This is a genomic window from Phycisphaeraceae bacterium (genome assembly GCA_020639155.1).
Classification (GTDB): domain Bacteria; phylum Planctomycetota; class Phycisphaerae; order Phycisphaerales; family UBA1924; genus JACKHF01.
In genome coordinates this window covers 1,787,062-1,800,181 of record JACKHF010000001.1, presented here as the reverse complement: position 1 = coordinate 1,800,181, position 13,120 = coordinate 1,787,062, and the positions used below count along the sequence as shown (strand labels likewise).

8 protein-coding genes and 2 tRNA genes are annotated in these 13,120 nt (G+C 52.8%); 4 read left to right on the top strand and 6 right to left on the bottom strand.

The features are described from left to right. Positions 1 to 4: 4 nt before the first annotated feature. Positions 5 to 535 carry a type II secretion system protein GspG gene (locus H6815_07650; protein ID MCB9860315.1) on the bottom strand — a complete coding sequence of 177 codons (531 nt, stop codon included), beginning with the start codon at positions 533 to 535 and terminating at the stop codon, positions 5 to 7. A gap of 388 nt (positions 536 to 923) precedes the next feature. Then, on the bottom strand, positions 924 to 2,114 hold the full coding sequence (locus tag H6815_07645) for a type II secretion system F family protein (protein ID MCB9860314.1): 1,191 nt from the start codon (positions 2,112 to 2,114) through the stop codon (positions 924 to 926). A 243-nt stretch (positions 2,115 to 2,357) separates the two neighbouring features. Between H6815_07645 and H6815_07640 the strand changes: the two genes are divergently transcribed. The 4 genes from H6815_07640 to H6815_07625 all read left to right on the top strand — a co-directional run bounded on the left by H6815_07640 (position 2,358) and on the right by H6815_07625 (position 8,048). Beyond that, positions 2,358 to 2,430 (top strand) — tRNA-Ala (locus tag H6815_07640). Positions 2,431 to 2,927: 497 nt separating this feature from the next. Continuing rightward, positions 2,928 to 3,572: a response regulator transcription factor gene (locus H6815_07635; protein MCB9860313.1), complete on the top strand. Its 645-nt coding sequence runs from the start codon at positions 2,928 to 2,930 to the stop codon at positions 3,570 to 3,572. Positions 3,573 to 3,593: 21 nt separating this feature from the next. Continuing rightward, positions 3,594 to 6,716, top strand: a complete 3,123-nt coding sequence (locus H6815_07630) for a hypothetical protein (protein MCB9860312.1) — start codon at positions 3,594 to 3,596, stop codon at positions 6,714 to 6,716. A gap of 102 nt (positions 6,717 to 6,818) precedes the next feature. Further along, complete coding sequence (locus H6815_07625; GenBank protein ID MCB9860311.1) at positions 6,819 to 8,048, top strand: NAD-dependent epimerase/dehydratase family protein; 1,230 nt, start codon at positions 6,819 to 6,821, stop codon at positions 8,046 to 8,048. An 87-nt stretch (positions 8,049 to 8,135) separates the two neighbouring features. On the opposite strand, the gene H6815_07620 is transcribed toward H6815_07625, so the two are convergent. The 4 genes from H6815_07620 to H6815_07605 form a co-directional block, all read right to left on the bottom strand. Next, entirely contained in the window at positions 8,136 to 11,114 is a 2,979-nt protein-coding gene (locus H6815_07620) for a S8 family serine peptidase (protein MCB9860310.1), read from the bottom strand. Between the two features lie 309 nt (positions 11,115 to 11,423). Next, positions 11,424 to 12,260 carry a hypothetical protein gene (locus tag H6815_07615; GenBank protein MCB9860309.1) on the bottom strand — a complete coding sequence of 279 codons (837 nt, stop codon included), beginning with the start codon at positions 12,258 to 12,260 and terminating at the stop codon, positions 11,424 to 11,426. A gap of 253 nt (positions 12,261 to 12,513) precedes the next feature. Continuing rightward, on the bottom strand, positions 12,514 to 12,741 hold the full coding sequence (gene infA, locus H6815_07610; protein MCB9860308.1) for a translation initiation factor IF-1: 228 nt from the start codon (positions 12,739 to 12,741) through the stop codon (positions 12,514 to 12,516). Between the two features lie 100 nt (positions 12,742 to 12,841). Beyond that, positions 12,842 to 12,915 (bottom strand) — tRNA-Val (locus tag H6815_07605). Positions 12,916 to 13,120: the final 205 nt, after the last annotated feature.

The window sequence follows — 13,120 nt, the reverse complement described above, 5'->3', positions numbered from 1 at the left end:
GCACTCACTCACCGCCGCTATCAATACCACCATCCGAACCGAACCCGGACTCCTCGTCGTCTTTCTCACCGACCGGACGAACATCGTCTTCGGTACCATCCTCCCTGTCGGGCCCAAACGACCAGAGTCGATATGTCAGTTCGCCTGATGACTCATCCTCGTAGGTCTCATAGCCCCACTCACTGCCCCAGTGGTCGGTCTCCTTCTTTGCATCGAGATACCCACCCTTTGTGTAGAGTTCAATATCAGATTCGGCATCGAGCATCTCTTTGTCCCAGAGCACCGCGATGCCCTCCTCGTCATTGGGAACGCGCTCAAAGTCAAGTTTGAAGAGTTTGATAGCATCCTTGATCTGCGCCATCTGCTGCTGGGTGATCTTGATGTTTGCTTTATCACGCTGTGCAAACAGCTTCACACCGACAAGACCAGCCAGCACCAGCACGATCGCAAGCACGATCATGACTTCGACAATCGTGAATGCGCCTCGGGTTGTGCGTGTGATACGAGGTGCCCGTGTACTGCGTGTGATGTCCATGGTCTATGCTCCGCTGTGTCGATACTGAATGCTGAGAAACCCTGCCCCTTTAATCTCGATGTGTGACAGGAGTCTCTCCAGCACAGCACCAAGCATGCGGATATCGATTCGTGTCAGAAAGACGCCACGTTCCCGGGAATCTACCCCCTGAACGTTGCCGTTGCCTCAACGTGGCGCATCCTGCGTGTCCAAACGCTTCTGATGAGAACCACCAGAAGTTAGCTTGTACATACTAGCATAGGTGCTTGTTCCACGCAACACCTGCTTTCAGCCAAGATCAGCCTGATCCCAGCCAAAGACTTCACCGAATCTGTATCCGAAATATGCGTTCAAAATCCGAACAAACAGCTCTGTATATCTGCGGACAGGTTTCCCAGCCGATCCCCATTTACACGTTGCCGCTCATCTCCACCATCGGCAAGAGAAGCGCTGCAGCAACAACGACAACACATGATGCGATCACAACCAGCAGCAGTGGCTCGACGAGTTTCACCGCACTGTTCAAAAGTCGGTCGACCCGTTTCTCAATCGTGTCCGCAATTGTCACCAGCATGGTATCGAGATTGTTTGCGTTTTCAGCAACATCGATCATCTCTATCACATCATCACCGAACAATCCGCTCTTCTGGAGCGGGCCGACTAATGGATCGCCCGCGCGAACCGCTTCGGTCGCATCTTCGATCGTTTCTTCGAGAAGCACGTTGCCGGCTGCATCCTTCGCGATGGTCATTGCAGCAAGCATGGGAACGCCGTTGCCCAGCATTGTGCCGAGCATCCTGCAGAACCGTGCAGCTGCCAGCGATCGCACGATCGGCCCGAGCACGTACACCTTTGTTAAACCGATATCGATCACACGCCGAACGCGGTAGTCTTTCAATCCTCGCCACAACCCCACAGCCAGTATCGCGAGCGCGATGATCGCAAAGAACGCGTACTTTGTCACAACATCGGACGCAGCAAAGACCAGCTCCGTAATCGAGGGCAGGTTCGGCTGTGACTCGAACAACTCACGAAACATCGGCACGAAAACCCCGAGAATCGCGGTCATCACGCTGCCCCCAATGACCACCAGCACCGCGGGATATGTCAGGCTTCCAATGACCTTGGCACGAAAATCTGCCTGGCGTTCAACGAACGCGCCGAGTTTGCCAAGCACCTGCTCAAGGAATCCGCCCTTTTCACCCGCACGCACCATCGCAACATGGATACGCGGGAAGGCGCCCTTGGTGCTCTCCATCGCATCAGCAAGATCCGAACCTTCTCCGACATTATCAGCCACCTGCCGGAAGACTCTTGTAAACCGGGAGCGTGACTTCGATCTGCCAAGCAGATGGAGCCCACGAAGGATTGGCACACCCGCATTGAGCAAGTCGGCAAGTTGGGTATAGGCAAGCCCGAGCTTTCGTGTAGGCAATGCTCTTTGTCCGCGATCCATGGCTGATGCCTTGGCTGCGAGCGATACTGGCGTCAGTGACCGGGACTCCAACTCGTTCAGAAGTGCCTGTTCCGATGCAGCATCAAGTACACCGGCAATCTCGCGACCGGTGGCATCAAGTGCTGTGTATCTGAAACTTGGCATGACAAGACTCTATCACTGCTGGGACACGACAAACATTGCACTATTGAACAGATTCCAAGCCGAACAGCACTCAAAGGGCCGAGAAGTACCGGCATCTGGGCTAGAATCTCCTTGCACGCACAAGCATCGGCATTCCCGTTGGTCATGGTGCATCCGCGAGCACGTGAAAACCGCGACCAGTAGCGGTACGATCGGACCGCATGCTTCGCTTGGGCTCGACTCCAGCGAATAACAATCCACGATGGGGCGGTAGCTCAGTTGGTAGAGCGCATCGTTCGCAATGATGAGGTCGGGAGTTCGACCCTCCTCCGCTCCACTTCTTCTCACTTCCAGATCAGCTCACGCTATCCGCACATGTCAGCTTCGTTGGACCGGCAAAGTGCAAAGAACTCTGAACCATGCTCCGAAGCCAGTACCCGTAGTTGACCCGGACCAAATCTGTGCAGCTTTCAGTTCTTTGTGAAGGTAAATGGATCGATGACCACTGGGCCATATTACATGTACAAGCCCGACTCATCATCGTGCAAGATCTACACGCGGATACTGCCCCCTCGGATCTCAAGTCATTGTCGCATAAACACATCGTGCAGTAGAGATTTTTAGGTAGATTTACCTATAACATTGCTCGACAAATTCAAACTGTACTCTCACAAGCTCTATGCGGATCGGGCTGTTCCAACACATACTGCACGCATATGCGTTCAAAATCCGATACCATATCTTCCAGTACCCAAACATGCGGAAATCGGTACCTGGAAAGGATTTCGGATGCAACTGGCACTACAACACGATACAATCCAGTCGAGGATGGGTATGGCTGGGAAAGTCCGTGTCGCACTGATAGATGACCATAAGGTTCTGACTGACGCACTTGCAGCATTGCTGCGAGCATCGTCAGGAGTTCAGGTTGTTGCTGAGATTTCTGACACAGCTCAGATCCGATCAATGATCCGTCGCTCTCAGCCAACCGTTATTGTTGTCGACCTCGAAATGCCTTCTGGTGATCCGCTTGAAGCGGTTTACGAGGCCATTTCGACGCTCTCAAACACACGTGTCATCGTGCTCACCGCATTCGCAACCGATTCACATATCTTCCGAGCAAATCAGAAGAACGTTGCCGGATTCCTGACGAAAAATGAACCCGCTGAAGCCGTCGTTTCTGCAGTACACGCTGTTGCTGCAGGACACGCGATGTACTCTGATGAGGTGCGCACTCGATTTGAACACATGCGAAGTGAGTCTGGATCACACCTCGGAATTCTCAGCCTCTCTCCGCGTGAACTCCACATTGTCAGGCTTGTTGCCCAGGGCCTGACCAACAGCGAAATCGCCAACCAGATATTCCGATCTCCCAAAACGGTTGACGTACACATCAGCAGCGCGCTAACAAAGACTGAGTGCCGAAACAGAGTGGATCTGACACGATGGGCTGTGCGCGAGGGACTGGTTTCGCCATAACAGTTCCACCCGAACAAAGGTATGAGTTCAGTTGAGTCGACACAAACCTCCGATCGATTTGTATGGACGTGCGTTTTGAGCATTCAGTTGCTTTTCGCACTCTTCTTTGCTGCAACCGTGTATGGGCAATCTATCGATACACCGCAAGTCAATACAATACAGTTTGAAAAGAGAAACTGGACCATCCGTGACGGCTTGCCCCAGACAACGGTCAACGACATTGCACAATCGACCGACGGGTACATATGGCTGAGTACGTTCGGTGGACTTGTTCGGTTTGATGGCGACACGTTTAAGGTGTTCGATGTTGCGAGCGAAGATGTGCGAAGCAACCGGGCCGTGGGCATCGCCGCACTTCTCGATGGCACAATCTGGGCGGAGTTCGAGAACAACAGGTACGCAAAGCATGAGCATGGCGAGTTTACAAACTATCGGAATCAGAGCAATGTCAGACAGATAACACAAGACAGCGATGGCACACTCTGGTGTGCAACAAATCAATCCGTTTGCAAGATTGTTGATGGTGAGTTGCAAAGAATCTTTGGCTTTGACACTATCTCAGAAGGCGCAAACAAGGTGTCGCTCGCTTCAGACGCAACCGGTCGCGTATGGGTAAGCGCAACCCAGATCGGATATATCCAAAACGATCTGTTTATGCCTCTGCAGATCACAACTCCTGACACGCGCCTAAGTCTGCCAGCACAAATCACCCACAATGCCGATGGCAGTCTGAACTTTACATTTGCAAAGGCACACTTCGCACTCATCGTTCGTGAGACATCCGAGAAGTTTGATGTGCAGCACATCTCTGTCGATGCGTCAACTGTCATGATCGACTCGCGCGGATATTTCTGGACGTGCAGCAAGGAAGATGGAGTTCGGGTGTACCCATCGCTTACCTCGTATCTGGAGACCCCTTCAAGTGGAACCCTGATTCTCAAAGATGTTGAGGTACTCACACTGTTTGAGGACAGGGAAGGCTCTGTATGGGCAGGAACAACGCTGCATGGACTCTGGCAGTTTGTTGCAAGCAACTACACATCATTCAATATCAACAATGCAGCTGTGCTGGCAGTTCATGGAGATGCAAACAATAGACCCGTGATTGGAACATCAAAGGGCACCTACCGTCTGGACGAAACCACGCCCAGGCTGAATATCACAAAGATACACGATCGTCCAGCGCGAACAGTTACGTCGACGGCGTCGGGAGATCTTGTGCTCGGATATGATCGCTTTGTTCAAAATATAGCTACAGGCACAGTGTGCAAACTCGATTCCGAAGTCTATTCACTTTACACAGACTCGACTGGCCGAATCTGGTCTGGAACGGAGGGTCTTGCGTACACAATCGATCCGGACACGTGGAAGCCAACTCTAGTTGATGGCTCAAGACGGTTAACCACAGATGATGGTCCCATACGCGACATCATTGAATACAGGAAGCATGGCATCTGGCTCGGCGCGAGAAACAAGGCTGGAACGTATGCCAGTGACAGGCTCATGATTCATCAGTATGTCAACAATGAGCTCGTAGGCAGCATCCGGTCTATCTACGTCGATGCCAAAGGTATTGTTTGGATTGCAACATACGATGCGGGGCTTGTATATTACAATAATAATGGAGCTGTGCTAAAACATATCACAACAGAAAATGGACTTCCAAGCAATGCGCTGCAGAAAGTGCTTGAAGATGATTCTGGACACCTGTGGATCAACACAAATCTCGGCGCCTTTCGCATGTCGTTGGAAGACGCAATGGCATGTGCTACCGGAAAACTGGATTACATCCAGGGTGTTTGGTACAAGACCGGAGAGGGCAACCACAATGGAGGCTGGCTTGATCCCGACGGCAAAGTCTGGTTTGGAACAATTCAGAATGCCATAGCAATCGACACAACGAACGTACATATCAACACCTGCGTTCCGGGTGTCTTTATTGACACATTTACTGCTAGTGAAACGGCGTATGACATGAATACCGATATTGTTATCCCGCCACAAAGCCGAAGAATCAATGTAAAATACTCTGCTACCAGCTTTGAAGAACCTCAACGAAATCGATTCAGGTACAAAGTCGAAGGGCGAGACGAGGACTGGATTGACGCTGGCAACCAGCGATCGGTCACAATCGAAAATCTCGATCCCGGCACATACACGTTTCGTGTCATTGCTTCAAACAACCACGGCATCTGGAATGAAAAAGGCGCTTCAATCGTTTTTACAGTCCAGCCATTTTTTTATGAAACCGCATGGTTTATGGGTAGCTGTATTCTGACCGGGTGCACACTGCTCTTCGGGTTGCACCGGCTCCGTCTTCGATCTGCACGCTTGCACAATCGAGAACTCCAGCATGTGATTGACGAGCGTGTCAAAGCGGAAGAACACAATGCCAAACTCGAATCAGAGTTACGACACTCCCATAAACTGGAAGCCGTAGGCACCCTTGCGAGCGGTATCGCCCATGATTTTAATAGTTTGATGTTTGCAATTCGCGCCAACACAAGCCTTGCTATATCGCAACTCGGTTCTGAGCACCCTGCCCGGCAGACACTTGGAAACATCTCAAATGTGACCGAACAGGCACTGGGCATCACCGGTTCACTGCTTGCGTTTTCACGCAATGACACGCTCAGCAAGAATCCGGTTGACCTGAGTGACATTATCGAGCGATCTGTTCAGATGCTGACCAATGCTCAGCTGAAGTCCGTCGGAGTTGAGTTGCACATACCGGAAAACGAGGAGTTCATCGTCTTTGCCAATGAATCCCAAATGCACATGATGATCATCAATCTGATGCTCAACTCACGTGATGGGATGCCCGAGGGCGGAACAGTCACAATTTCTCTGTCGCGCCCCAAGCACCTAAACAACCAGTTTATGCTGACCTGCTCAGATACCGGAACAGGTATCGCACCCGAACATATCAACCGCATCTTTGATCCATTCTTTACGACCAAGACACCGCACAAAGGCACCGGGCTGGGTCTTTCCGTCGTGTATGGCATCATTATGGATCACAAGGGTTCCATCACTTGCACCTCTGTTGTCGGCAAGGGGACCACGATGACTATCTACCTCCCTGCACACACTGTGGCCAAGCCCAAGGTCTCGTCTTCGACGCGATACCCAGTCTCACACTGAGAACTCCTTCTCAGTACACGGAATAGCTTCTCCGACACTTGTCGTATACTCAATGCGTATGCTTGTGCTTCCTTACACGCTTTGTTTTGAAAGGAGACGACCATGGACACGACTCGTCGAAAGGTGCTCGTTGCAGGCGTTGCAGGAGCAGCGAGCGCCCCACTTATGGGCATGCCTACATCTCCTGCGATTGCGACTGCACGTGCCCAGCAACAGCGCAACCGCGACCAGCCTGACGAAGGACTGGAACCACTCGAACCCACCCCCTCAAACAAGCAACTTCGCCTTCTTTTCCTTGGCGGCACCGGATTCCTTGGACCGCACACGGTCAACCACGCCCTTGCACGCGGTCATCACGTCACATTGTTTAATCGCGGAAGAACCAACACCCATCTCTTTGTGGATGAAGTCGAGCATCTTGAAGGGGACAGGCGCACCGCAGATCCGCTGGAAGGTATCACCGCACTCGCACAGGGCGAGTGGGACTGTGTGATCGACACATCCGGGTACCACCCCCGCGAGGTGCGAGCAAGCGCCGGACTGCTCCAAAGCCGTATCAAGCACTACATTTTCGTCTCAACAGTGTCGGTGTACGGCGATCGGGCGCACGAGAATATGGATGAGTCTGCGCCTGTTGCAACACTGGACGATCCTGAGAACGCTGACTTCCGGAACGCTGCGAACTACGGCGCACTCAAAGCCTATTGCGAGCAGGCCGCCGAGCAAATCATGCCGGGACGCGTCGCAAATGTACGCCCGGGGCTTATCGTTGGCCCGCGCGATAATACTGATCGGTTCTCATACTGGCCTGTCAGGCTTGATCGCGGCGGCGATGTGCTGTGCCCCGGAGATGGAACAGACCGCGTACAGTTTATCGACGTACGAGATCTTGCAAAGTGGATCATCCATCTCGCTGAAAACAAATCCTCCGGTGTCTTCAATGCGCTTGGCCCACACTACCAACTGCCTATGTCCGAGTTCATCACTGCATGCAAATCATCTACCAATACACCAGCGAACCTCATATGGGCAGATGCCGATTTTCTTCAACAACACAATGTGCAGATGTGGTCGGACATGCCGTTGTGGATACCTGCGCGTGGAGATTTCGCTGGCATCGGCACCATGTCAAACGCAGCAGCAACACAGGCGGGGCTTACATTCAGACCAGTAGCGCAGACGACCATCGACACGCTCGCATGGTACAAGAACCAGCCCGATGATCCTGCCCGTGAAGGCCGCGTCGCGAGGAACAAAGCAGAGGGCACGATGCGTTCAGGTATGACTCCACAGCGCGAAACCGAGGTGCTCAATGCGTGGAAAAATCGCTGACACCAACTGACAGTGACCGTTCAAAGACAAGATCGCCCCGGATAGCACACACTATCCGGGGCGATTGTTTCATGCAACCACAAACGTTTACGGGCAGCCCGCCGCGTACGCATTGCCGAAACAGATGTAGTCAAACACGTTCAACGATCCGCTGCCGTCGCAATCCGCATACGGATCGTTCGCAGCATATGCATTGCCGAAGCAGATGTAGTCGAACACATTGAGTGCACCACTGCCATCGCAATCGGCATAACAGGCCGAGCACTCAAAGTTCGTCGCTTCAATAACGATGTTGTCGATCTGCCAGCCACGGAAGTCGTTCTGAATGCTGTCGATCGTGTCAAAGTTAAACCCAAGAGTCACTGTCTGGCCTGCAAACTGCGTCAGATCAACACTCCGAGTCTCCCACTGGTTGGTTTCACTCGGTGTATCAACATCGTTTCCGTTGATGCGCACACGGGCCTGGTCGTAGCTTGAGTTGTCCTCTGTTTCCAGATTCGAGCAGTACTTCAGCGTCAGCACGCCGCCACTGGGCACACTGGGGAGAGCAATCGAACGCGAGAGCAAACCGCTGTTCTGCGAACCGTTGTTGAAGTTGCATGTACCTGTTTGACCGTAGTATGCAAAGCTCGAGCCATCACACGGCGAACTCGGCGCGCATGAAGAGGTGACATTCCAGAATCCGGTCGCGGTCCAGCCTGTTGGCAGTCCGCTCTCAAAGCTCTCCGACATCGCAACATTTGTCACAAACTCGCCAATGTTGTAGGAATACGCGTTTGCTGGTGCTCCGAAGGGAGCGGTCCGAACGCCGGTGTTCACACCCTCAGCCTGCACGTAAAACTCCGGCATCTGTCCACAATCTGCTCCGGGCACTGTTGCCGACCACATCTCACCACTCACGAAGGTCAGCGCCGACTCCACATAGCTACCACCGTCAAGACGGTAGAAGAACTTTGCAGACCCGTTCACAAGCTGATCCTCACCGGGCTTCACCAGCACGTTCAGATCGAGCGGGGTATTGGGCAGACGGATTGTCGGCACGCTGGTAGTAATCGACACTGTCAGCGGCACTGGGCCACTCTCGATGGCGCCCGATGACACGAGCGAATAGCCCTGCGGCCCCTGATTCACAGCAGTTGCAGACACGCGCAATGTCCACTCACCAACCTCTGGGCTGATCACATGCACCATCTCAACATTGTTTCGATCATCTGCCGTACCGCCAGTGGTGCTCTGACCTGATGCAAACACATTGCCCTTGTACACGGTGCCGCTGGGTGCAACGACCTCAAGATTCAGATCGTTGATCCAAGCCTGCGCTGCACCAGATGTTGCAGCAGGCTCCATCCATGCCAGTGTGACACGAAGCGGTTCGGTATTGTCGATGACGTTGATTGTCGAACTCACATCGCCACCCGTTGTAAGCCCCTGTGCATTCCGCACATCAACAAAGTCAAGCTTGCGCGTATCGCCAAGGAAGTACAACGCATTGTCTGCCAGCACACGTCCCCAGCCCTCAAGGTTGGACGGGAAACCGGCAATACCGGTCATGTCAACAGACGAGTTCAGCAGCGTTGCCTTGATGAGCGCAGCTGACGGAGTGAACCCGGAACTCGGATCAGGAATACCCGCAACGTGGTATCCTTCCATGTAGTACTGGCGCACAAGCATCGCAGTACCTGCAATCGCTGGCGTTGCCATCGACGTGCCCGTCAATCCTGCAATGCCGCATGACGTGTTTGCAGCTGCGGATTGCGTGTTGCATCCCGGCGCATACAACTCGGGCTTGCGACGACCATCGGACGTTGGCCCAACACCCGCGGTGCAGTGAGATCCCTGATTCGGTGTGTCTTCGGAGGCACCACACGAGAGCATGTTCTTCGCATTCTCGGGATTCTTTAGCGTGCTGGTGTTTGTCACCGCGAGACAGATAAAGCTGTCCTCATTCATCCACTGGAAGTCGTCAAAACCGCGGCAGAGTGAGTTGTACGCCGTCGTGCCATCATCACCCCATGAGTTTGTGTGCACACGAGCACCCTGACCATGATGTGTCGTGAGTGCTGTCTTCACAGCATTTTCATTAAAGCTCGGGATACCGTTGTACGCGAGCTTGCCGAGATACGCGATGCCACGCGTTGCGTTGTTCACACCAGCATCACCAACAGCTGTTCCGCCGACATGCGTACCGTGCGTATTAGCACCAAACGATGTGTTGTAAGCCACGATCTTGCGGTGTGTCGGGCCGATGGGGTTTATATCACTGAACGAGCAGTGATTCCGATCCAGCGCACCGTCGAGCAAGCCGAGGATCTGGTCCTCACCGTGGAGGCCAGCATCCCACAATGGTGTAAAACCGGGAACATTGCTCTGCACGATCCATGCATTGGTATCGTTGCGCAGCGAGATGTCCGAAGATTCCTCGATGTACTGCACCCATTGATTTGCTGCAAGCGCATCGATGTTGGCAATGTCGATCTCGATACTCACTGTCGTGTTCCCACCAATCACACTGGAGTGGAACACCGCCACATTGTCGATGGTGCCGAACGCAGCATCAATCTCCACCTGAGGAGCATCGTCAAAGAAGACAACAGTCAGGGCCGCTCGACCGAACTGCTGCATCTGCATACGTTCGGCGCTGGAAAAGCCACGCACACCAACTTCGGGATCGATCTTCCATGCAGCTTGGTACTCATCAAACCAGCGAACGAAATCCAGCTTCGCTACTTTCTCTGCGTTTGCACGACCAAGGGAAACAACCCATGCATTTGTCGGCAGATAGTCAAGCACCTTCACACCAGCATCCTTCAAGAGTGACTGGTACATCGGATTCATCGGACCATCCAACTGGATGACATAGTGCTTCCCAAGCGTATGCACACCTGCGTGCTGCGCAAGCATTGCCGCGGACTTTGCAATCGAGGTATCAATATCGCCGGTACGCAAATGGATCGCTGGATCGGTGGGTGTGCTCTCGGCGAGCGCTGTTGGAATAACTCCAAGCGCAGCTCCTGAAACAGCGACGAGTGCAGCAACGAATCGAGCATGTGTCTTTGTGCAGTCCACTCCAGTTCTCCTAAATATCAGTTCAATGTGTGTGCGCAACATGGCAAGAATGGCCGAAACTCTTCCCCATCAAGCCCAGCAAAGCCTATCCGAAAAAATGGGCAATCGCGTTCCCGGAGCAACTGAAAAAATCGATTCCCTTGAAGTTTGAAGGCCAGACTGCACAGAAGATTCTCCGGCATCGAAGCCCAAGGTCCGAGTTTGCAGTTCGTTATCTGCTTTGGCACATTGTTGACAAAGAAAAGCACCGCACCCAGTCGTGAGTGCGGTGTTCGAAGAAGTATCAAAGTACTTCAAGCCAGCGAAGTCTTACGGGCAACCTGCGGCATACTCGTTGCCGTAGCAGATGTAGTCAAAGATGTTCAGTGAGCCGCTGCCGTCGCAATCTGCGTAGCTGGTGCCTGATGCATACTCGTTGCCGTAGCAGATGTAGTCGAAGATGTTCAGTGTGCCACTTGTATCACAGTCGGCATAGCAGGGTCCTGCGGTGCACATTGTTGACGCCACCTGATTTCCATTCACCGACATGCAGATGTGCATATTGGGGAAGCTCAGTGAAGCCAAATCTGTTGGATTTGCTGCGCCGCAGCCGGGTGCTCGGATGAAGCTCGGCGCTGTTTGTCCAAATGGATTGGAACCGATGAAGAATAATGCATTTTCGGTTGGGAACAGCGTGGTATAGTCGGGTGTTGTGACTTCGACAACAAGCGTGCTCTTGCCGCACACCTGCACAGGTGTAGTCAGCGGAGCATTGACAATGACTTCCTGCGAATCAAAGACAAGCACCGTGTACGATGACACCAACTGCAGTCCGGTATACACAATCGGTGATGCGGGAGCCGGATCAACAAAGAGATTCACTGTCACCGTCTGGAATGTGTCCGGATGCACGGCGGCTTCAACACCGAAATCGATCGAGGTGATCTGCAGATCATTTCCTGCTGTCAGGAACTGGGTCAGATCAAACGAGCGAATGAACCCATTCTCATCGGTCTGCTGAGGTGTGACTGCGGGATCTGTTGCACAGGCAACAGAACTCCCAACGTTGACAAGATCGGGGATTGTGGACTGTGTGATGGTGATGGGCTGTGCCAATGCAGCTGCAGCGGGAAGCAACAGGCCAACAATCGATGCTCGCTTATTCATGCTCATCCTCTTTCTTTCCAAATGTTCAGCAATGTTCTTGCCGATTGGCTCAAGGACACGCCGATTGGGTACACGACAACGCCGCAGCAAACATGATGCAACGCTCAAACATCCTCTTACGCATTGTACAAGATTTGGGATCCAAATAGAAGTGGCTTGATCCAAAACTCTGAATAGATCTCATTCCAGCACAAACAGACACCAGATACCGGACGCTTTGCACGTTTCCAGTACATGCCATGTCGAAGTTCTGTTACCGGTTCCGGTAGGTAATTCTGCCCTTTGTCAGATCGTACGGGCTCAGTTCCACCGTCACAGTGTCGCCTGGGGTAATCCGAATGTAGTGCTTTCGCATCTTGCCGGACATATAGGCAAGAATGATCGTTTTCTGTTCGTTTGGTAGCTCCACCTTAAACATGGCGTTGGGCATCGCTTCGATGACCTTTGCCTCCATTGTGAACTTGTCGTCTTGTTTGGCCATAGGCCTCCTGTCAATCAAACCACACCAACGTACCAGTCACTTGCTGGCCGTTCAAAAAAACTGTGTTCTACCCACAGCCCAAATCAGCTGCAGGAGAAAATGGGCGCAACAGGACTTGAACCTGTGACCTCTGCCATGTGACGGCAGCGCTCTAGCCAACTGAGCTATGCGCCCGGGGCCTGCGCGATAAACCGCGAGGCACAAAGTATCCGTCCCAGCGATCCATAAGTCCAATGAGCGTGTTCCCTCGTACCAATAATTATCCGAATCAAACGGTTTTCTGAGGTCGATAGCTTACACAAACATCGAAATCAAAAGGCAACCTGCACACCAGCATCCACACCGGTCTATGCCGCGTATCTCATTGGCCCATTCTGAC

What these genes read in the sequence shown, in the direction of transcription:
- H6815_07650 (MCB9860315.1), bottom strand. Translation starts at nt 535, where the DNA reads ATGGACATCACACGCAGTACACGGGCACCTCGTATCACACGCACAACC.
- H6815_07635 (MCB9860313.1), top strand. Translation starts at nt 2,928, where the DNA reads ATGGCTGGGAAAGTCCGTGTCGCACTGATAGATGACCATAAGGTTCTG.
- infA (MCB9860308.1), bottom strand. Translation starts at nt 12,741, where the DNA reads ATGGCCAAACAAGACGACAAGTTCACAATGGAGGCAAAGGTCATCGAA.
- H6815_07645 (MCB9860314.1), bottom strand. Translation starts at nt 2,114, where the DNA reads ATGCCAAGTTTCAGATACACAGCACTTGATGCCACCGGTCGCGAGATT.
- H6815_07630 (MCB9860312.1), top strand. Translation starts at nt 3,594, where the DNA reads ATGAGTTCAGTTGAGTCGACACAAACCTCCGATCGATTTGTATGGACG.
- H6815_07615 (MCB9860309.1), bottom strand. Translation starts at nt 12,260, where the DNA reads ATGAATAAGCGAGCATCGATTGTTGGCCTGTTGCTTCCCGCTGCAGCT.
- H6815_07625 (MCB9860311.1), top strand. Translation starts at nt 6,819, where the DNA reads ATGGACACGACTCGTCGAAAGGTGCTCGTTGCAGGCGTTGCAGGAGCA.